The 20028-nt window shown below is 29.8% G+C and carries 22 protein-coding genes; 16 read left to right on the top strand and 6 right to left on the bottom strand.

Going from position 1 to position 20028, the window contains the following annotated elements; all coding sequences use genetic code 11:
• The first annotated feature begins 137 nt into the window (after positions 1-137).
• Both Q8S45_RS07585 and Q8S45_RS07580 read left to right on the top strand, forming a co-directional pair.
• A complete protein-coding gene (locus Q8S45_RS07585; protein ID WP_305603149.1) occupies positions 138-1682 on the top strand; it encodes an ATP-binding protein in 1545 nt (514 codons plus the stop codon).
• A 101-nt stretch (positions 1683-1783) separates the two neighbouring features.
• The gene (locus Q8S45_RS07580; protein ID WP_305603146.1) at positions 1784-3625 is read left to right on the top strand and encodes a M1 family metallopeptidase; all 1842 of its coding nucleotides are present in this window, start codon (positions 1784-1786) and stop codon (positions 3623-3625) included.
• A 33-nt stretch (positions 3626-3658) separates the two neighbouring features.
• On the opposite strand, the gene Q8S45_RS07575 is transcribed toward Q8S45_RS07580, so the two are convergent.
• The 6 genes from Q8S45_RS07575 to Q8S45_RS07550 form a co-directional block, all read right to left on the bottom strand.
• Positions 3659-3898, bottom strand: coding sequence for a hypothetical protein (locus Q8S45_RS07575; protein ID WP_305603143.1), 240 nt, complete (start codon positions 3896-3898; stop codon positions 3659-3661).
• Between the two features lie 267 nt (positions 3899-4165).
• A complete protein-coding gene (locus Q8S45_RS07570; protein ID WP_305603140.1) occupies positions 4166-4366 on the bottom strand; it encodes a YwbE family protein in 201 nt (66 codons plus the stop codon).
• A gap of 19 nt (positions 4367-4385) precedes the next feature.
• Entirely contained in the window at positions 4386-4769 is a 384-nt protein-coding gene (locus Q8S45_RS07565; protein ID WP_305603138.1) for a hypothetical protein, read from the bottom strand.
• A 122-nt stretch (positions 4770-4891) separates the two neighbouring features.
• A complete protein-coding gene (locus tag Q8S45_RS07560; RefSeq protein ID WP_305603135.1) occupies positions 4892-5482 on the bottom strand; it encodes a PepSY domain-containing protein in 591 nt (196 codons plus the stop codon).
• A gap of 7 nt (positions 5483-5489) precedes the next feature.
• Complete coding sequence (locus Q8S45_RS07555) at positions 5490-6164, bottom strand: LysE family translocator (RefSeq protein ID WP_305603130.1); 675 nt, start codon at positions 6162-6164, stop codon at positions 5490-5492.
• Positions 6165-6199: 35 nt separating this feature from the next.
• The gene (locus Q8S45_RS07550) at positions 6200-7243 is read right to left on the bottom strand and encodes a 2Fe-2S iron-sulfur cluster-binding protein (protein ID WP_305603127.1); all 1044 of its coding nucleotides are present in this window, start codon (positions 7241-7243) and stop codon (positions 6200-6202) included.
• A gap of 118 nt (positions 7244-7361) precedes the next feature.
• Here Q8S45_RS07550 and Q8S45_RS07545 point away from each other — a divergent pair, with 118 nt between their 5' ends.
• From Q8S45_RS07545 to Q8S45_RS07480, 14 genes are all read left to right on the top strand, one after another.
• The gene (locus Q8S45_RS07545; protein ID WP_305603124.1) at positions 7362-8837 is read left to right on the top strand and encodes a DUF5687 family protein; all 1476 of its coding nucleotides are present in this window, start codon (positions 7362-7364) and stop codon (positions 8835-8837) included.
• Between the two features lie 16 nt (positions 8838-8853).
• Positions 8854-9549, top strand: a complete 696-nt coding sequence (locus tag Q8S45_RS07540) for an ABC transporter ATP-binding protein (RefSeq protein ID WP_305603120.1) — start codon at positions 8854-8856, stop codon at positions 9547-9549.
• A 94-nt stretch (positions 9550-9643) separates the two neighbouring features.
• Positions 9644-11818: a lipopolysaccharide assembly protein LapB gene (locus Q8S45_RS07535; protein WP_305603117.1), complete on the top strand. Its 2175-nt coding sequence runs from the start codon at positions 9644-9646 to the stop codon at positions 11816-11818.
• 24 nt (positions 11819-11842) lie between these two features.
• Positions 11843-12244: a polymer-forming cytoskeletal protein gene (locus tag Q8S45_RS07530; protein WP_305603114.1), complete on the top strand. Its 402-nt coding sequence runs from the start codon at positions 11843-11845 to the stop codon at positions 12242-12244.
• On the top strand, positions 12210-12440 hold the full coding sequence (locus tag Q8S45_RS07525; protein ID WP_305603111.1) for an AtpZ/AtpI family protein: 231 nt from the start codon (positions 12210-12212) through the stop codon (positions 12438-12440). The genes Q8S45_RS07530 and Q8S45_RS07525 overlap by 35 nt, the downstream gene beginning before the upstream one ends.
• Positions 12433-12819 carry a hypothetical protein gene (locus tag Q8S45_RS07520; protein ID WP_305603110.1) on the top strand — a complete coding sequence of 129 codons (387 nt, stop codon included), beginning with the start codon at positions 12433-12435 and terminating at the stop codon, positions 12817-12819. The genes Q8S45_RS07525 and Q8S45_RS07520 overlap by 8 nt, the downstream gene beginning before the upstream one ends.
• Positions 12820-12937: 118 nt before the next feature.
• A complete protein-coding gene (gene atpB / locus Q8S45_RS07515; RefSeq protein WP_305603107.1) occupies positions 12938-14044 on the top strand; it encodes a F0F1 ATP synthase subunit A in 1107 nt (368 codons plus the stop codon).
• Between the two features lie 35 nt (positions 14045-14079).
• The gene (atpE, locus tag Q8S45_RS07510) at positions 14080-14271 is read left to right on the top strand and encodes an ATP synthase F0 subunit C (protein ID WP_305603104.1); all 192 of its coding nucleotides are present in this window, start codon (positions 14080-14082) and stop codon (positions 14269-14271) included.
• Positions 14272-14353: 82 nt separating this feature from the next.
• Positions 14354-14854 (top strand): F0F1 ATP synthase subunit B, encoded by a 501-nt coding sequence (locus tag Q8S45_RS07505; protein WP_305603102.1) that lies wholly within the window; start codon positions 14354-14356, stop codon positions 14852-14854.
• Between the two features lie 5 nt (positions 14855-14859).
• On the top strand, positions 14860-15414 hold the full coding sequence (gene atpH / locus Q8S45_RS07500) for an ATP synthase F1 subunit delta (protein WP_305603100.1): 555 nt from the start codon (positions 14860-14862) through the stop codon (positions 15412-15414).
• Between the two features lie 30 nt (positions 15415-15444).
• Positions 15445-17022 carry a F0F1 ATP synthase subunit alpha gene (atpA, locus tag Q8S45_RS07495; RefSeq protein ID WP_305603097.1) on the top strand — a complete coding sequence of 526 codons (1578 nt, stop codon included), beginning with the start codon at positions 15445-15447 and terminating at the stop codon, positions 17020-17022.
• A gap of 96 nt (positions 17023-17118) precedes the next feature.
• Positions 17119-17979, top strand: a complete 861-nt coding sequence (gene atpG, locus Q8S45_RS07490; protein WP_305603094.1) for an ATP synthase F1 subunit gamma — start codon at positions 17119-17121, stop codon at positions 17977-17979.
• A gap of 263 nt (positions 17980-18242) precedes the next feature.
• On the top strand, positions 18243-19157 hold the full coding sequence (locus Q8S45_RS07485; RefSeq protein ID WP_305603091.1) for a hypothetical protein: 915 nt from the start codon (positions 18243-18245) through the stop codon (positions 19155-19157).
• Positions 19158-19271: 114 nt separating this feature from the next.
• Positions 19272-20024: an SDR family NAD(P)-dependent oxidoreductase gene (locus tag Q8S45_RS07480; RefSeq protein ID WP_305603088.1), complete on the top strand. Its 753-nt coding sequence runs from the start codon at positions 19272-19274 to the stop codon at positions 20022-20024.
• Positions 20025-20028 lie beyond the last annotated feature (4 nt).

The raw sequence follows: 20028 nt of genomic DNA, 5'->3' as shown, positions 1-20028 counted from the left end.
TTAAACCCTTTTTAACACGTTCGATTTTTAATAATCTTGTGGTTAAAGTTTTTTTCAACATTCGGCAAATCGCTTCATTTACCTCCGCTTTTTTGCTATATTTGATAAAATAACCGGGGTTTTAAGACAAACTGACGTTGTCTGATAGAGAATTAAAATTAGCTGTAAGTAGAGAACGTTTTGAAAAACTTTTTAATCTAGCAGATGTGCCTTTAGCTTTGAATAATATTGAAGGGCAAATTATTGATTGTAATAGAAGTTTTGAGAATATTTTAGGTTATACACCTGATGAAATACTTACTACTGAAGAGTGGTTTAAATTGGCATATCCAAATCCTGAATATAGAAAAGAAGTAATTAATATTTGGACAAATGAGGTTGAAATTGCGAAGGAAAAAGGAGTTAACATTGCAGCAAGAGAATATGAAGTGCAAAATAAAGCTGGAAAAAAATTAACCGTTATAATTTCTGGAACAATTATTAATAATGAAATACTTGTTACTTTTTTTGATATTACAGAGCTTAAAAAAATTGAAAAAGAATTAATAAAAGCCAAAGCAAAGGCAGAGGAATCAGATCTTTTAAAATCGGCGTTTCTTGCTAATATGAGTCATGAAATACGAACACCTATGAATGGTATTCTTGGCTTTGCAGAGCTTTTAAAAATACCTAACTTATCAGGTGATAAGCAGCAAAAATACATTCACATTATAGAAAAAAGTGGCGCTAGAATGTTAAATATTATTAACAATATTGTTGATATTTCAAAAATAGATTCCGGGTTAATGAAAGTAGTAATTGCTGAAACCAATTTAAATGAACAAATTGATTTCATATATAAATTTTTTGAACCTGAAATTATACGTAAGAAAATACAGTTTTTGGTTAAAAACAGCTTAACTTCAGAAGAAGCTATCATAAATACAGATCGAGAAAAAGTATATGCAATTCTTACAAACTTAGTTAAAAACGCTATTAAATATAGCAATGAAGGATTTATAGAATTTGGTTGCGAACGGAAAGGTAAATACATAGAATTTTATGTAAAAGACACAGGAATGGGTATTCCTATTGATAGAAAAGAGGCTATTTTTGAACGTTTTATTCAAGCTGATATTCTTGATAAGAAAGCATTGGAAGGAGCTGGGTTAGGATTAGCAATTACGAAGGCATATGTTGAAATGTTAGGTGGTCAAATCTGGGTAAATACCGAAGAAGGAAAAGGTTCTATATTTTATTTTACACTTCCATACAATACAGAAAAAATTGAAATAAAGAATATTAAAACTAATTCTTTTGAAGAGAACGAAGAAATTAAAAACCTTAAAATATTAATGGCTGAAGATGATGAAACTTCTGATTTATATCTTACTGTAATACTTGAGAAGTACGCTGTTGATATTATTCATGTTATAGATGGAAAAGCAGCAGTTGAGAGCTGTGTAAATAATCCCGACATAAATTTAGTGCTCATGGATATCAAAATGCCTATAATGGATGGTTATGAAGCTGTTAGAGAGATTAGAAAATTTAATAAAGATGTTATTGTTTTTGCTCAAACGGCATTTGCATTGGCAGGAGATAAGGAAAGAGCTTTAGAATCGGGATGTAATGAATACCTTAAAAAACCAATCATAAAGGAAGAAATAGAAGTTTTAATTGAAAAGTATTTTAAAAAATAAACAAAAATTATAATGTTCTGTTAAAAAGCACACTGTAAAAAGCGTGCTTTTTTTCTTTAAAACAGTTATTTATATATTAGCGAGCTAATTAAGTTAATTCTATGAGAAAATTTATTTTTTTATTTTTTTTAAATGTGTCATTTGCAGTTTCTGCTCAAAGTAACACAACATATTGGCAACAACATGTTGATTATAGTATGGAAGTTGATGTAGACGTGAATAACTATCAATACACCGGAACCCAAAAATTAGAATACACCAATAATTCGCCAGATGAACTAAATAAAGTTTATTTTCATCTTTATTTTAATGCCTTTCAGCCAGGCAGTGAAATGGATGCTAGGTTGCAGTCAATTGTAGATCCAGATAGTAGAATGGTAAACAATTTAGGTACGCCTGAAAACCCTAAATATGAAAGCAGAATTGCAAAATTAAAACCAAATGAAATAGGATATTTAAAGGTAATATCATTAAAACAAAACGATAAAAATGTAAATCACAAAACAGTTGGAACCATTTTAGAAGTTACCTTAAATGAAACCTTAAAATCTGGTGAAAAAGCAATTTTTGAAATGACTTTTGAAGGTCAAGTTCCAGTGCATATTAGAAGAGCTGGCAGGCAAAGCGAAGATGGAGTTGCACTATCAATGGTTCAATGGTATCCGAAAATGGCGGAGTACGATTTTCAAGGGTGGCATGCACATGAATATATTGCCAGAGAATTTCATGGTGTTTGGGGTAATTTTGATGTAACTATTCATATTGATAAAAAATATACTTTAGGAGGCACTGGATATTTGCAAAATCCACAAGAAATCGGACATGGTTACGAAGACAAATCTAAAAAATTAAATATTCCGAAAGGAGAAAAATTGAATTGGCATTTTAAAGCACCAAATGTGCATGATTTTACATGGGTAGCAGACCCAAATTATAAGCACGACAAAATAATTAGTGAAAACGGAACAGAACTTCATTTTCTATATAAAAATGAGCCAAAGTACGCTAAAGCTTGGAAAGAAATTCAGCCAATTACTGCAAAAGCTTTAGAATATTATAATCAAAATTATGGAGAATATCCCTGGAAACAATATTCTGTAATTCAAGGTGGAGATGGAGGTATGGAATACGCCATGTGTACTTTAATTGCTGGAGGCGAAAAATTAAGTGATATTGCTGGCACAACGTTGCACGAGTTTGCTCATTCTTGGTTTCAACATTTATTGGCAACCAATGAAAGTTATCATTCTTGGATGGATGAAGGCTTTACCTCGTACGCTTCTTCTTTAGCTTCAAACAAAATATTGAGAAACAGTTCTGACGAGCCAAATGCTAATAGGTATTTTGGTTATTTTTATGCAGTGAAAAATGATATTGAAGAGCCATTAACAACGCATGCAGACCGATTTAACACCAATGCTGCTTTTAGTATTGGGAGCTATACAAAAGGATCTATTTTTATTTCTCAGTTAAATTATATTATAGGAAAAGAAAATTTAAAGGAAACATTTTTAAAATATTACAACGATTTTAAATTTAAACATCCAACGCCAAATGATTTTATTAGAACAGCAGAAAAAGTATCAGGAATTCATTTGGGATGGTATTTAAATGAATGGACTCAAACCTTGCACACCATAGATTATGCTATTTCAAAAGTTGAAGAAAATACTGTATCACTAGCTAGAGTTGGAAAAATGCCTATGCCAATAGATGTAATGGTAACATATGTTGATGGAACAACAGAGGAATTTAATATTCCTTTAAGAATGATGCGAGGAAATAAACCAACGAATGCTACAATTTTGGAAGATTGGCCTTGGGCACAACCTACTTACAATTTTTCAACTTCAAAAAAAATTAAATCTGTTGAAATTGATCCGTCTCAATTAATGGCTGATATTGATAGGGAAAATAACAAATTTATGAAGAATGAATTATGAATATTTGGTGTTACAAACACTAAATTACCTAGTTTAGGGAGTTTTTGAATAACGAACTAATGCATTTACTGATATTAAAGCCCAAACGCCTTCCAAAATAATGAAAGGCCAATAATTTAATAGTACAGAAGCTAAACAGGCTAAGGTAGCACCAACTAAATTTAATAGAATAAACCATAAATTCTTTGTCGAAATCAACTCTCTTTCATTCAAAAAAAAGGCAATTAAAATTAAAAAAACGCCAATAAATCCAATCCAATCTATACTATTCATTAATTTAAAAAATTAATTATTCCCATTGAAATATCTTTTTTAGCTTCATCAAGTTTTTCATTTCACTACAAAAATAAATCTTGTAAAAATATAGAAACTCATTACGATTTTTAGATAATTTGTTAAGTCTCAACCACCAGTTTGAGCTATAAATCCTTTTGCTTTTTTCGTTGCTACCCATTTCTCTTAAGCCAATGAAAAGGATAGTTTTTTAAAATAACTTACCATGCTAAAGCAATCCATTTAATAAATATTCAATTTCATAAGTTAATTTAAAATCGATTTAACTCGCCCCACTTCTCCTGTTTCTAACATTACTTTAATGCCATGTGGATGTGATGCAGTATTAGTAAGAATACGTTTTACAATTCCTTCAGTTAATTCACCAGACCGTTGATGGTTTTTTTGTACAATAGCCACTTCACATCCAATTTGAATTGCTTTTCTTGTTGTTCCGTTGTTGTTCAATTTAATATTGATTTGAGCATTAAGAGAAAAATCCCAAATAACTAAATAAAACGCCAAATAAAAGCACTAATGGGCCTAAAAATAGATACATTTTTTCAGATTTAAGCATTACTTTAAAAAATGAAAAAGAGGTTGGGAATGCCAAAATTATAATTCCTTTAATTAAAGCAATATAACCAATAATTGATATAACTATAGCGAGTGAATTATCCCAATAGGGATGAAATTCTAGAATTAAAAGCCCAAATGTAATGGCTAAAAACCCTGCTAATATCATAAAGGAAGAGCTTTTCATTAATTTTGTAAAAGTTTCTAAGTAATATTTTTTATTAAATATAAGGCCAATACCAAAGGATAAATATACCAATCCAATAATTTTTGAAATAAGCAGCGTTGTTTCCATGATTATTATTTTAAGTTAGAATTATTATTTTAAGTTAGAATAATCTCTAATAAAGGAGATATTCACTCAAATTTACAAAACATTCAAGTATGAAATGCACAACTAGTTAGTTTTTAGACATTTTAAATTTTTGAAACAGTTTTGTTTTTTAACCGTTTCATTTTTTTGGGACCGTACCATAGCCAAAAACCAGTAATTGTAAAAAGCAATAAAGAAAAACCCATTATAGAAGTGTATATTACTTTTATTTGAGTATTGGTTGTGCCAAAATAGGCATCAAGAATAGAACCGTCGTGAATTGATTCAATTAGGTCTGACTGCCTTTTTCCAAGATGCAATAAATCACCTGAAACACCATCTAGTTGAACTTCCCATAAATGTTTTTCAAAAATAAATTTAACAATACCCTTTTCTTTTCTAATATCTATTCTATCAAGTACTAAAGATATGTTTGAAGAAACGGAATCTTGCAGTATTTGAACTGCGTTTTTGTGCAAACTATCTATAGTTAACCAGTGTTTTAAATTAGATGAACTTCCTATTTCTGTTGTAGGAATTATTAAACCAGAACTATGATTTTTCCAACCTAATAGCATACCTGAGATTGCAATAAAAAAGAAAAACACAAAGAGCATAGCACCCATAGATCGATGAACTTTTCTAAATATTCTTAAAATTTTGGCTTGTTTAGTTTTTGAATTATTTTTGATCATGTATTACTTATTCTAAAAGATGGATTGTTGGAATTTTATATAGTTTATCTTTTGGAATAAAACCTTTTAAGATTAATAAAACACCAAAAAACATAAGCATTATACCCATAATTCGTTTTATTTTATAGGCAATTCTAGGTGTTAAATTGCTTTTTAATTGTTTGGCTAATAGTATTTTAACAACATCAGTTATAAAATAACTCACAATAATGGCAGTAAAATAATTAAGAATTTTATGAGGACTCATTGCAACATTAGATCCAACAATTAAAATCATTCCTAACCAAAAACCCAATACGCCAACATTAATAAAATTCAGAAAAAATCCTTTTAAAATTAGTTTTAAGTAATTTGATTTTTCAGTAAGAACCAAAGAATCATCCTGAACTTCAATTTGTTGTTTTTTATCTAAAAAGGAAATGACACCATAAATAAATAAAATAGCACCTCCAATAAAAAATGAACGAGGGTCGTCTTTTATTGTTTCGAGAACACTTTTACTTCCAAAATAAGCGATTAGAACAAAAACAATATCACTCAAAACCACACCAAAATCAAAAGCTAATGCAGCACGAACACCTTTAACAATACTAGTTTGAATTAAAGTAAAAAACACAGGACCAATCATAAAGGATAAAAATATCCCTACTAGGGCGGCGTCTTTAATTTCGTAAAAAGTCATAAATTTTGTTTGAAGAGTGAAAATACTATAAATTATTAAATATCGTCATAATCAATAGTAATTTTTTGAGTTGTTGGATGTGCTTGACATGTTAAAATCAATCCATTTTTTACTTCTTCTTCTGACAAGATTATATTTTTAATCATACGCACTTCACCTTCTGTTATTTTTGCCAAACAACTACTGCAAATACCACCTTGACAAGAATAAGGAACGTCGATTCCTTCTTTCAATGCAGCTGCCAAAACAGTTGATTTTATTTCTGAAAAAATTGTGGTTTTTTCTCCATCTAGAATTATGGTTATTTCAGATTCCTCATCAAAAACCTCAATATTTTCTTTTATTTCTAAAACTGGTGTTGAAAATAATTCGAAATAAATGGAGGAAGCCTCCATACCAGATGAAACCAATGTTTTTTTAGCAATATTTATAAGATCTGCGGGGCCACATAAAAATGCTTTATCAAAAATTTTATGTTTTTTTACAAAATTGATATTTCCTTGGTCTATTCGTCCAAAAAGAGCACCTTCAATTTGCACCCTACTAAAAACATATTGAACAATGAATCGATCTAGGTACTTTTGAATTAAGGCATCAATTTCATTTTTAAAAATGGTGTCATCAATCGTTTTATTGCCATAAATAAGTGTAAATGTACTATTTGGTTCTTCGGTTAAAACTCCTTTTATCATTGCCATAATTGGGGTAATTCCACTTCCAGCAGCAATTCCTAAATAGTTTTTTTTATTTGTTTCTGCAGTTTCTAATCTAAATTTTCCTTCAGGTGTTGAAACTTCCAACATATCACCTTGTTTTAAAATAGTAGTTGCAAAAACAGAAAAATAACCGTTATCAACTGCCTTAACAGCAATTCGAAACTCACCACTATTTGGAGCAGAACAAATAGAATATGCCCTGCGTAATTCTTTACCTGCAAGTTGTTTTTTAATAGTAATGTATTGACCAGCAATAAATTGAAATTTTTTTTTAAGTTCAGAAGGAATGTGAAATACAATAGAAATTGCATTTTTGCTTTCCTTTTTTAGTTCTTTTATAGTAAGTGAATGAAATGTTGACATGGTAGAAAATTATGATGACAAAAGTAGGCAATCTTTATCTATTTTTATTTTAAAAAAAAAGTACATTTACCGCAACTTAAGAAAATAAATATTGACTTATTACTAAAACGGCTCATGAATGATCAAACATTTTATAAATTTTGAATGGAAACAATTTTTTCGCTCATCGTACTTCCAAAAAGGAATTGGAATTAAAATTTTACTCTTTTTAGGAGTTTTATATTTTGGAGGAATAGCTTTGTTTTTGGGAATTGCGTTATACTTTATCCTTAAAGAATCATTACCAACACAAGATCCGATTGTATTAGTAAATAATTTTTTAATTTATTGGCTTTTGTTTGATTTGGCAATTCGATTTTTTATGCAGCAATTACCTGTTATGAATGTAAAACCCTTAATGATAATACCTGTAAAACGAAATACAGTCATAAATTATTTGTTAGGGAAAACAGCAATTTCATTTTTTAATTTTATACCCATATTTATCTTTTTGCCTTTTAGTATTGTTTTATTAACGAAAGGTTATCCAGTTTTGAATGTGATTTGTTGGTTTTTTACAATCTTGTTTTTAGGGTTTTCAAATAACTTTTTAAATTTTCTTATCAATAAAAGTAATACGGTTTTTTATGTTCTTATTTCAGTTTTAGCTTTGTTAGTTGGGTTAGAATTTTTCGATATTTTTAAAATATCCAAACCTATAGGTATTGCTTTTAATGCACTTTATAATAACCCGATTTTAGGTATAATTCCTTTACTATTAATGATAGGATTGTACTACATAAATTTCAATTTTATTAAAAAAGGATTTTATTTAGATGATGCTGTTTCAAAAAAAATAAAAGAAGTAAATGCAGCTGATTTATCTTGGATGAATCGGTTTGGAAGCGTTGCAATATTCCTAAAAAACGATGTAAAATTAATTTGGAGAAATGCAAGACCAAAACAAGTGATGATGATGTCGTTCTTATTTTTATTTTATGGCTTAATCTTTTTTACAAGTAAAACGTACAGTAATTCACCTGCTTGGTTGGCTTTTGCGTCCATATTTGTTACAGGTGGGTTCTTATTAACATTTGGTCAATTGGTACCTTCTTGGGATAGTGAATATTATAAATTGTTAATGAGCCAAAATATTCCATATAAAAAGTATTTAGAATCTAAGTGGTATTTAATGGTTTTTGGAGTTACGTTGTCATTTATATTAAGCACGCCGTATTTATACTTTGGTTGGAAAATTTACGGAATGATTGTCGCTGGAGCATTGTTTAATATTGGATTAAATTCATTTACCACTCTTTTTGGAGGAGCTTTAAATAGAGTGCCAATTGAGTTGAATGTAAAAGCAAAAGCATTTAGCAATACCAACGGTTTTAATCCAACACAAATGTTAATAGCTATACCTAAAATGGTATTGCCAATGCTACTATTTTACATTCCTTATAAATTTTTAAATTATGAAGCTGGCCTTTTGGTTTTAGGATTAAGTGGTGTTTTGGGAATAGTGTTTAAAGATTTTTTCTTAACTAAAATTGAAAAAATTTATCAAAATGGGAAATACAAAACAATAGCTGCATTTAATGAAAAAAATAATTAAGATAATATAATATTCAATGATACAAACAACCGAACTTTCAAAAAAATATAGTGGAATTACCGTTTTAAACATACCATCTTTAGAAATTCCAAAAGGACAATCCTTTGGGTTGGTTGGGAATAATGGTGCTGGAAAAACTACCTATTTTAATTTATTGTTAGACCTTATAAAGCCAACAACTGGACACATAATTAATAACGAAATACAAGTAAATAAAAGTGAAAAATGGAAACCTTTTACTGCAGCTTTTATTGACGAAAGTTTTTTAATTGGATATTTAACAGCAGAAGAATATTTCTATTTTATTGGTGAATTAAGAGGAATGAATAAAGTTGATATTGATACTTTTTTAGAGCAATTTAAAGATATTTTTAACGATGAAATTTTAGGCAAGAAAAAATATTTAAGAGATTTATCAAAAGGAAATCAGAAAAAAGCAGGAATTGTTGCAGCGTTAATTGGAAGTCCTGAAGTTATTATTTTAGATGAGCCATTTGCAAACTTAGACCCAACTACACAAATAAGGCTTAAAAAATTATTGAGAGATTTAACCTTAAACAGTAATTCTACCGTTTTAATTTCTAGTCACGATTTAGGTCATGTTACCGAAGTATGTGAACGAATAGTAGTGTTAGAAAAAGGAAATATTGTTAAAGATATTCAAACTTCAGATGAAACCCTACAAGAGTTAGAGGCATATTTTTCGGTGTAAATGAGTTAAATGCACATTATTTTGTATTTTTACAATCCTTCTACAATAATTAGAGCCATTTAACAGTTGTAGGGGTTACGTAAAACAAAACAATTTGAAGAATACTTTTAAAATAGGTTTCGGATTTTTATTTTTAATTGTAGCTGGTTGTTCAACCAAAAAAGATGCATTTTTAAACCGAAGTTTTCATTCCACAACCACCAAATATAATGTTTTGTTTAATGGGAAGGAAGCTTTAGAACAAGGTTTAGATCAATTGAATGCCAATTATGAGGATAATTATTTGGAAATCCTTCCAATAGAACCTCTAAAAGTTGAGATATTGGCATTACCAGGTATGGAAGCAGATAAAGATGGTTCTCCTATTGAATTTGAAAAAGCTGAAGAAAAAGCGGTAAAAGCCATTCAAAAACATTCCATGTTAATTGCCCGTCAAGAACGAAATAAGCAAATTGACGATGCATACCTTCTTTTAGGAAAATCGCGCTACTATTCCAAGCGTTTTGTGCCAGCATTAGAAGCCTTTAATTTTGTTATTGAAAATTATCCAAAGGCTAATTTAATTAACGAAACTAAAGTTTGGCACGCAAAAACGTTAATACGTTTACAAAATGAAGAACAAGCCATTGAAAATTTAAAGAAAGTATTAAAAGGAACCGATTTGAGCGATGATGTTAAAGAAAGAGCACATACCGCAATGGCAATGGCATATAGCTCTATTAATAACTCAGATTTAGCATTACTTCATTTAAAAAAAGCTGTAAAAACAGATGTTAATAAAGAACAAACTGCTCGTAATTTATTTGTTCTTGGGCAAATGTACGGTTCTAAAAAACTAAAAGATTCAGCTAATTTAACTTTTACTAAATTGTTAGATTTAAAAAAAGCACCTAAAAAGTATAAAATAAGAGCGGAATTAGAAAAGGCCAAAATAGCAACCAATAAATTAGATATTTTAAATTCAAAAGAAACTTTGGTTAAGCTGAGTAATGATAGAACAAACAAACCTTTTTTTAGCGAAATTTATCATCAGTTAGGTTTATTAGAAAAAGCCACCAATGAAACTCAAGCGATTTCATTTTTTCAAAACTCATTAAATGCAAACCCAAATTTTAATGTTCAGAAGGAATTAACTTATCAAGAATTAGGAGATCTTTATTTTGAAAAAGCAGCATTTGTTACCGCAAGTAAATATTATGATAGCATTTTAAATATTACAAGCAGCGACAATTCTAAACGAGTATTAAGTTTAACTCGAAAAAGAAATAATTTAAATGAAGTAATTAACTACGAGGCTATTGCAAAAAATAGCGATAGTATTTTAGAGCTGGTTGCTATGAATGAAGAGGAAAGAATTAATTATTTTACAGATCATATTCAAAAAGTAAAGCAAGCTAAAGAAAAACAACAAAAGAAAATAAACACTGGAAGCGGGTTTTTAAATTTTAAGAGTAATGACGAAACTTCCAATAATGCAGGAAAATGGTATTTTTACAACTTACAAGCAGAAGGTTTTGGTCAACAAGAATTTTCACGCATTTGGGGGAACAGACCACTTGAAGACAATTGGAGATTGAGTGATAAAAGCAAACTACAGAGCGCAAGTTCAATCAACAAAATAACTCAAAATCAAACTATACCAATAAATGGAAATGAGCCTACTGTTGAACAATATTTAAGTAAAATTCCAAATGATAAGTATCTAATTGATAGTATTTCTTCCCAAAGAAATAACGCCTATTTTAAACTGGGACTTATTTATAAAGATCAATTTAACGAAAATGAAATTGCTCTTGAAAAATTTGAAAAATTATTAACTTTTAAACCAGAAGAGCAACTAATTATCACTTCAAAATATCATATATATAAAATTTATAGTCAAACAGACAAGGAAAAATCAGAAGTGTTGAAAAGCGAGTTCGTTGCAATTTATCCTAAATCGGTTTACACACAGTATATTTTAAATCCAAATGTACTTATTGTAAACTCAGATCAAAAGGCTTCTGAAAAAGAGTATGCACTTGTTTTTTATGATTATAAAGAAGAACTGTATGATGTTGTTATAGAAAAAGCAACAAAAGCAATTAACACCTATGAAGGATTGCCAATTGTACCCAAATTCGAATTATTAAGAGCATATGCTATTGGAAAAAGAGAAGGTTTAGAAGCGTTTAAAAAAGCATTAGATTTTATTGCTATGAATTACCCCAACACAGAGGAAAGTAAAAAAGCCTTGGAAGTTATTGCAACAATAAATACTAAATTATAAACCAAACCCCGAAAAATAGAAATTATGTTTTCAGAAAAAAGAGAAAAATTACCCATAGTATCAGAGCGTAACGTGGTAGGTAAAAACACGTCCATTGTTGGAAACGTTAATTCTGAAGGAGATTTTAGAATTGATGGTAGTGTAGAAGGGAATATTAAAACAGCAGGAAAAGTGGTGATTGGAGAATATGGTTGTGTTAAAGGAGAAATAGAATGCGATACAGCAGATATTGAAGGTAAATTTACAGGAGAACTAAAGGCTTTGAGTTTACTTTCGTTAAAATCAAAAGCTGTTATTACTGGAAATGTATACATTGGAAAATTATCTGTTGAACCAGGTGCGGAATTTAATGCTACGTGTACAATGAAAGGAGTTATTAAGGAAATGAACCATGGACAATCCCAACAAGAAAAATCAGTTTCATAAGTATTTAGAATTAACAAGTGTTGCTTTTCAGATGGGTATAACTATTTATTTAGGAACCTTTTTTGGGAAATGGCTTGACGGTTATTATGAAACCACCAATAGAATTTTCACTATTATTCTTACATTAATTTCGCTACTTATTGCTATTTGGAGCGTTTTATTACAATTAAAACGAATAAATAATAAGTATGATTAAAGAAGTTACTTTTTTTACATTAAAACTGGTTCTTTTTATTGCGGTTGGATTTAGCATACATATTGGAGTACTTGACTATTTAGAGAAGCCTGTATTAGATCATTTTATTATCCCGTCGTACTTCACTAATATAGTATTGGCATTATTTATTTTTATTTCATTAGTAAAACTTAAGGAAAAGCAAAATCATTTGCTAGGATTTGTTTTTATGGCTGGGAGCTTTTTAAAATTTGGAGCCTACTTTATTTTTTTCAATCCTCTATATAAAGAAAACGGAAACGTCAGTAATATTGAGGCAACTACATTTATGATTCCCTATTTAATGTGTTTATTTTTTGAAACTACTTATGTTATAAAAATGTTGAACAAAGAAGGTTAAAATCCGATTTGTAGCACCTTATTTTACTCAAAAAATCGATAAAAAATTATTTTTTGGTTTCTATTTTAAAAACGTACATTTGCAAAATATTTTTAGAAAACACTATTAATAAAGTGATATGCATAGAATTAACATAGTAAAATTACTTTCGTTACTACTATTAACTGTAACATTTTCGGTACACGCACAAGATGAATCTCAAAACGATAATCATGCAGAAAACAGCCACACAGTTAAAGATTTAAAAACTGAAATTAAAGAATATATTAGTCACCACTTATTAGATTCACACGATTTCACCTTGTTTTCTTATACAACTGTTGAAGGAGATCATAAATATATTGGATTTCCATTACCTGTAATTTTATGGGATAATGGGATTAAAATATTTTCTTCATCAAAATTACACCATGGAGAATCGGTTGCAGAATTGAATGGTGAGTATTTTTCTTTATATCACAATAAAATATACAAAACAGATGCTGAAGGCACTATAACATTTGACAATCATCAGCACCCAACCAATAGTAAACCATTAGATTTTTCACTTACTAAAAATGTTGCTTTTATAATTTTAGTTGGGTTGTTTATGTTGTGGATGTTTAACAGTATGGCTAAATCTTATAAAAAGAGCACCATTCCTTCTGGAATTGGACGTTTTTTAGAGCCAATAATTTTATATGTAAGAAATGATATTGCAATCCCTAATATTGGTGAAAAGCATTATAAAAAATATATGAGTTATTTATTAACGGTATTCTTTTTTGTGTGGATTATTAACTTATTAGGTTTAACACCATTAGGAGTTAATGTAACTAACAATATTGCAGTAACATTTGCTTTGGCTTTAATAACGTATTTATTTACCACTTTTACTGCCAACAAAAATTATTGGAAACATATATTTTGGATGCCAGGAGTACCGTTACCAATGAAAATAATTTTGGCTCCAATAGAATTACTAGGAACTTTTATTAAACCGTTTTCATTAATGATTCGTTTGTATGCAAACATTACAGCAGGTCACATAGTGTTAATGAGTATTATTGGTTTAATGTTTATTTTCAAAAACTGGATTGGTAGTCCGTTATCATTTGGTTTAGCTTTCGCATTGGCGCTTTTAGAATTATTAGTTGCGGCATTACAGGCCTATATTTTCACTATGTTATCTGCACTATACTTTGGTATGGCAGTAGAAGAACACGAACATAGTGAGCATCATTAAAAAAAAGAATGTTTAATTAAATAAATATATACATTATGACAATTCCAAACATAGTAGGAGCAGGTTTAATCGTAATCGGTGCTGGATTAGGTATCGGTAGAATTGGTGGTTCAGCAATGGACGCTATTGCACGTCAGCCAGAGGCTTCAGGAAAAATTCAAACAGCAATGCTAATTGCAGCGGCGCTTATTGAAGGTATTGGATTTGCTGCATTATTTGCGGCTTAATAAATACAACAACAACTATAACGGTTGGTTATAGTTGTTGTTTTTAATTTTAATTAAATTTAGATTATATTAAACATATAACATGGAAAAGTTAATAGAACAGTTTTCATTAGGGTTATTTGTCTGGCAATTAATTTTATTTGTTGGATTGGTACTTTTATTGAAAAAATTTGCGTGGGGACCAATTTTAAACGCCGTTAATGAAAGAGAAGAAGGTATTAAAGATGCTTTAGAAGAAGCTGAAAATGCCAGAAAAGAAATTCAAAATCTGACTGCAGATAATGAACGAATTTTAAAAGAGGCAAGATCAGAACGCGATGCAATGTTAAAAGAAGCTCGTGAGATGAAAGAAAGCATTATTACAGATGCCAAGGAAGAAGCGAAAGCACAAGCATCTAAAGTTGTTGAACAAGCACAAGCTACTATTCAAGCTGAAAAGCATGCCGCTATTGCCGATTTAAAAAATCAAGTAGCAGAACTTTCTGTGGGAATTGCAGAAAAAGTAATAAGAGCAGAATTAACAAACAAAGACAAGCAAATTAAACTTGTTGAAGAAATGTTAAAAGAAGTAACAATTAGCTAATAAAAATGAATGGATCTAAAGCAGCAGTGAGGTATGCAAAGGCAATTTTAAGTTTTGCACTTGAACAAAAAACAGAAGTTCATGTGAATAACGATATGTTGCTGATAGTTAATACAATTAATGAAAATAAAGAATTGGAGCTATTTATCAATAGCCCTGTTCTTAAGTCAGAAATTAAAAAAGCTGCACTAAACGAACTGTTTTCTGGTAAAATTTCAGAGACTTCTATAGCGTTAATTAACTTATTAATAGTTAATAAACGTCTTTCCTTATTAAAGGAAGTAGCAAAAAAATATGAAATTTTATTTGATAAATTAAAGGGAATTGAAGTGGCGAAAGTTACTACAGCTATTCCTTTAACTGAAGAGTTAAGTAAACAGGTGCTTCTAAAAGTAAATGAAATTACCGGAAAAGAAGCAACTATCGAAAACATAGTAAATCCAGAAATTATTGGAGGATTTATATTGCGTATTGGAGATGTTCAATACGATGCGAGTATTACGAATAAATTACAAAAGTTAAAAAGACAATTTGAAAGCGATATAGCTATTTCAAATTAGTACATAAATTTAGTTTTAAATAAATATAAAATGGCATCAATAAAACCAGCTGAAGTATCAGCAATTTTAAAACAACAATTAGCAGGATTTGAAGCAAGTGCTTCATTAGACGAAGTTGGAACAGTATTACAAGTAGGTGATGGTATTGCTCGAGTGTATGGTTTAGCAAACGTTCAATACGGTGAGTTAGTTGAATTTGAAGATGGATTAGAGGCAATTGTATTAAATTTAGAAGAAGACAATGTTGGAGTTGTGTTACTTGGTCATTCAAAAAATATAAAGGAAGGTTCTATTGTAAAACGTACCAAAAGAATTGCTTCACTAAAAGTTGGTGAAGGGATTATAGGTAGAGTTGTAGATACATTAGGAAATCCTATAGACGGTAAAGGTCAAATTCAAGGAGAAACTTTTGAAATGCCATTAGAACGTAAGGCGCCGGGTGTAATTTATCGTCAACCAGTTACGGAACCATTACAAACAGGTGTAAAGGCAATCGACGCCATGATTCCTATTGGAAGAGGCCAACGTGAGCTTATTATTGGTGACCGTCAAACTGGTAAATCTACTATTGCAATTGATACAATTATCAATCAGAAAGAGTTTTACGATGCTGGTGTTCCAGTTTATTGTATATATGTTGCAATCGGGCAAAAAGCATCAACAGTTGCAAGTATTGCAAAATTATTTGAAGAAAAAGGAGCATTAGCTTATACAACTATTGTGGCTTCTAATGCATCAGATCCCGCTCCTATGCAAGTGTATGCACCCATGGCTGGAGCTTCAATAGGTGAATATTTTAGAGATACAGGTAGACCTGCATTAATTGTTTATGATGATTTATCTAAGCAAGCCGTTGCCTACCGCGAGGTTTCATTATTATTACGTCGTCCTCCAGGACGGGAGGCTTATCCAGGTGACGTTTTCTATTTACATTCACGTTTATTAGAGCGTGCTGCAAAAATTATTAATGATGATACTATTGCTTCTCAAATGAACGATGTTCCACTTAGTTTAAGAGGAAAAGTAAAAGGAGGTGGTTCACTAACGGCGTTGCCAATTATTGAAACTCAAGCAGGTGATGTTGCTGCATATATTCCAACAAACGTAATTTCAATTACAGACGGACAAATTTTCTTAGATGGGGATTTATTTAATTCAGGGGTTCGTCCAGCAATTAACGTAGGTATTTCAGTATCTCGTGTTGGTGGAAACGCTCAAATTAAATCGATGAAAAAAGTAGCTGGTACTTTAAAATTAGACCAGGCACAATATAGAGAATTAGAAGCATTTGCTAAATTTGGTTCTGATCTTGACGCCGCTACTCTAAATGTAATTGAAAAAGGTAAACGTAACGTAGAGATTTTGAAACAAAATCAAAGCGATCCGTTTACAGTAGAGGATCAAGTTGCAATTATTTATGCAGGCTCTAAAAATTTACTTAGAGCAGTTCCTGTGAATAAAGTAAAAGAATTTGAAAGTGATTATATTCAATATTTGAATGCAAAACATAGAGATACTTTAAATTTGTTAAAAGCAGGTAAATTAACAGATGAGGTTATTGATGTATTAACAAATGCAGCAAAAGAAATTTCAGCAAAATACGCATAAAAAGTCCTCTAAATTTCCCAAAGGGAAACTTATTTAGGGTTTCAGATAAATAATTAAATTAATTCCTCTTTTTTGAGAGGTTAGGAGAGGCTTAAAATGGCAAACTTAAAAGAAATACGTAACAGAATAGCATCTATTGGATCTACAATGCAGATTACACGAGCTATGAAAATGGTATCGGCTGCAAAATTAAAAAAGGCACAAGATGCAATAACTCAAATGCGTCCGTATTCTAATAAACTCTCAGAATTATTACAAAGTTTGAGCGCTTCTTTAGAAGGCGAAGTGGGTGGTGTTTATTCTCAACAAAGAGAGGTTTCAAAAATTTTATTGGTTGTAATTACTTCAAATAGAGGTTTATGTGGCGCTTTTAACTCTTCTGTAATTAAAGGGTCAATGGCCAATATTGAAGAAAATTATAAAGGAAAACAAGTAGATATAATTACTATTGGGAAAAAGGGGAATGATATTTTATCCAAAAAATTAAATGTTGTTGACAATCACAACAAAATATTCGATGATTTAACCTTTGATAATGTTGCATTAATTGCAACCCAATTAATGAATTTATTCGCTGAAGGCAAATACGACAAAATTGAGATAGTATATAATCATTTTAAAAATGCTGCAACTCAAATAACATTGATTGAGCAGTTTTTACCAATTTTACCACCAAAGGGTTCGAGCAAAACTACTTCAGATTATATTTTTGAGCCGTCAATGCAAGAAATTGTATTGGAATTAATTCCAAAATCGTTAAAAACGCAATTGTATAAATCCATAAGAGATTCTTATGCCTCTGAACATGGTGCACGAATGACTGCAATGCACAAGGCAACCGATAATGCAACTGAATTACGTGAAGATCTTAAATTAACATATAATAAAGCGCGTCAAGCGTCAATTACAGGTGAAATTTTAGAAATTGTTGGTGGAGCCGAGGCTCTTAATAATTAAAAAAACATACATATATATAAAAAAGAGCTTAACAATTTATGTTAAGCTTTTTTTAGTTTTAAAACACTTATCAAATCAATTTTAAAAATATCTTATCCAATTTCAAAACTAAATTATTTATTGAGTATAAAAAACAATTAGATGTAAAAATATTATAATGAATTAAACTACTTAAAATTAAGATTTTAAAAAGTATTATTAATCATTTATTTTTTTGGCATAGTAATTGAATTTATTCTGTTATAACTCAAAATTAGATGATTATGAAAACGCTAAAATTACTTTTTATTACACTTTTTGCAGGTTTCGCATTTACTTCTTGTAGCGTTATTATAGATGATGTAGACGAGACTTTTTATGTAAATTTAGAAGATGTTGTTACAGGTTATGATTTATGGTACATAGATTATAATAAAACAGTTGGAAATGGCGATGTGCCTTTTTTGTCAAAAGCGTTTACCATTTCATTTATAAATGGACGAGTATATGCAAATAACAATTTAGTTGGTTTAGGCTCTACAGGTAATGGTTATGGTATTCAAGTTGGAAATTACAATACTCATAAAGGTTTTTTGGAAGTTAATCATTCAATAGATGGTTATTTCGATTTTGATATTATTCAAATTTCTATTGATCGCATAAAATTGAGAGATAATTATAATGGTGTAACTTACTTTTTGGAAGGTTATCAAAAACACTTGTTTGATTATGATAAAGTTTTTTATGATAACATAGAATATTTTTTACAAGAGTATAAAGTTTGGGAAAAATCTTTCACAAGTAGTGCGGGAATTGTTAATGAATTTGATAATGAGAATTATCTAAAATTCACCCCAGAAAATTTAACAACATTTTATTCATCTCAAGATAAGGTTGGCATAGCTATTGCTAATATTTTATGGGATTATGAAGGAAGTTATTCAGTTGAAAATTACCAAGGGTATGATAATTTAAAACATTTAACCTTGAATTATGGAGCATTAGGTAAGGAAGAATTTGAATTAACAGTTGTAAATGATCAAAAAATTAGTTTGTTTCATTTAAGTTCTGGAACTACCTACGAGTTCAGAGGAAGAAGTTATATTCAATATATGAAAGATGGAATTAGCTCAGAAGATGTAAGGATTGATGGTAGAAAACGAACTAAAATAAGTAGAGAAACTATAGTAAAAACATAAAAATAAAGTTTGGTTAGTTGATTTCTAATTGGCTATTAAATAATAGCTAATTAGAAAGAACCGCTCCGCATTGGAGCGGTTTTTTTGTATATTTATGCTATTAAAATTTAAAAAATGTTTAAAACAGTATTTATAACGGGAGCTACATCGGGAATAGGAAAAGCAACAGCACAATTATTTGCAAAAAACAAGTATAAAATTATTATTTGTGGCAGGCGAATCGAACGTTTAATTGAGTTACAAAAGGAATTGAGCAAATTTACAGAAGTTCATTATTTGAGTTTTGATATTAGAAATAAAGTAGACGTTTTTAACGCAGTTAATTCTTTACCAACCAATTTTAAAAATATTGATATATTAATAAACAACGCTGGAAATGCACATGGTTTAGGAACTATTGATAAAGGAAATTTAGATGATTGGGATGCAATGATTGATGGAAATGTAAAGGGCTTATTATACGTTTCAAGGGCTATTTTACCTCAAATGGTTGAAAGAAAAGATGGTTTTATTGTTAACATTGGATCCATTGCGGGTAAAGAAGTGTACGCTAATGGAAATGTTTATTGCGCTTCGAAATATGCTGTTAATGCTATTAATAAAGCCATGAGAATTGATTTAAATGAGCATAACATTAGAGTTTCAGCAATTCATCCAGGTGCTGTTGAAACCGAATTCTCTGAAGTACGATTTAAAGGTGATAAAGAAAAAGCGTCAAATGTTTATAAAGGATTTAAGGCACTTGAAGCTAAAGACATTGCAGATATTATTTATTTTGTAGTTACAAGACCTTATCATATTACCATTGAAGATCTTGTGGTATATCCAACAGCACAGGCTTCTGCTACCATTTTAAAAAGAGAATAAATAA

Source organism: Lutibacter sp. (assembly GCF_030692605.1).
Taxonomy (GTDB): domain Bacteria; phylum Bacteroidota; class Bacteroidia; order Flavobacteriales; family Flavobacteriaceae; genus Lutibacter.
Note: the sequence above shows the minus strand (reverse complement) of the source record. Positions and strands in the feature narration are given on the sequence as shown.

Bases quoted from the DNA above. Each gene is read 5' to 3' on its own strand.
- Q8S45_RS07580 (WP_305603146.1), top strand. From the start codon at position 1,784: ATGAGAAAATTTATTTTTTTATTTTTTTTAAATGTGTCATTTGCAGTT.
- Q8S45_RS07575 (WP_305603143.1), bottom strand. From the start codon at position 3,898: ATGAATAGTATAGATTGGATTGGATTTATTGGCGTTTTTTTAATTTTA.
- Q8S45_RS07565 (WP_305603138.1), bottom strand. From the start codon at position 4,769: ATGGAAACAACGCTGCTTATTTCAAAAATTATTGGATTGGTATATTTA.
- Q8S45_RS07560 (WP_305603135.1), bottom strand. From the start codon at position 5,482: ATGATCAAAAATAATTCAAAAACTAAACAAGCCAAAATTTTAAGAATA.
- Q8S45_RS07555 (WP_305603130.1), bottom strand. From the start codon at position 6,164: ATGACTTTTTACGAAATTAAAGACGCCGCCCTAGTAGGGATATTTTTA.
- Q8S45_RS07550 (WP_305603127.1), bottom strand. From the start codon at position 7,243: ATGTCAACATTTCATTCACTTACTATAAAAGAACTAAAAAAGGAAAGC.
- Q8S45_RS07545 (WP_305603124.1), top strand. From the start codon at position 7,362: ATGATCAAACATTTTATAAATTTTGAATGGAAACAATTTTTTCGCTCA.
- Q8S45_RS07540 (WP_305603120.1), top strand. From the start codon at position 8,854: ATGATACAAACAACCGAACTTTCAAAAAAATATAGTGGAATTACCGTT.
- Q8S45_RS07530 (WP_305603114.1), top strand. From the start codon at position 11,843: ATGTTTTCAGAAAAAAGAGAAAAATTACCCATAGTATCAGAGCGTAAC.
- Q8S45_RS07525 (WP_305603111.1), top strand. From the start codon at position 12,210: ATGGACAATCCCAACAAGAAAAATCAGTTTCATAAGTATTTAGAATTA.
- Q8S45_RS07520 (WP_305603110.1), top strand. From the start codon at position 12,433: ATGATTAAAGAAGTTACTTTTTTTACATTAAAACTGGTTCTTTTTATT.
- atpB (WP_305603107.1), top strand. From the start codon at position 12,938: ATGCATAGAATTAACATAGTAAAATTACTTTCGTTACTACTATTAACT.
- atpE (WP_305603104.1), top strand. From the start codon at position 14,080: ATGACAATTCCAAACATAGTAGGAGCAGGTTTAATCGTAATCGGTGCT.
- Q8S45_RS07505 (WP_305603102.1), top strand. From the start codon at position 14,354: ATGGAAAAGTTAATAGAACAGTTTTCATTAGGGTTATTTGTCTGGCAA.
- atpH (WP_305603100.1), top strand. From the start codon at position 14,860: ATGAATGGATCTAAAGCAGCAGTGAGGTATGCAAAGGCAATTTTAAGT.
- atpA (WP_305603097.1), top strand. From the start codon at position 15,445: ATGGCATCAATAAAACCAGCTGAAGTATCAGCAATTTTAAAACAACAA.
- atpG (WP_305603094.1), top strand. From the start codon at position 17,119: ATGGCAAACTTAAAAGAAATACGTAACAGAATAGCATCTATTGGATCT.
- Q8S45_RS07485 (WP_305603091.1), top strand. From the start codon at position 18,243: ATGAAAACGCTAAAATTACTTTTTATTACACTTTTTGCAGGTTTCGCA.
- Q8S45_RS07480 (WP_305603088.1), top strand. From the start codon at position 19,272: ATGTTTAAAACAGTATTTATAACGGGAGCTACATCGGGAATAGGAAAA.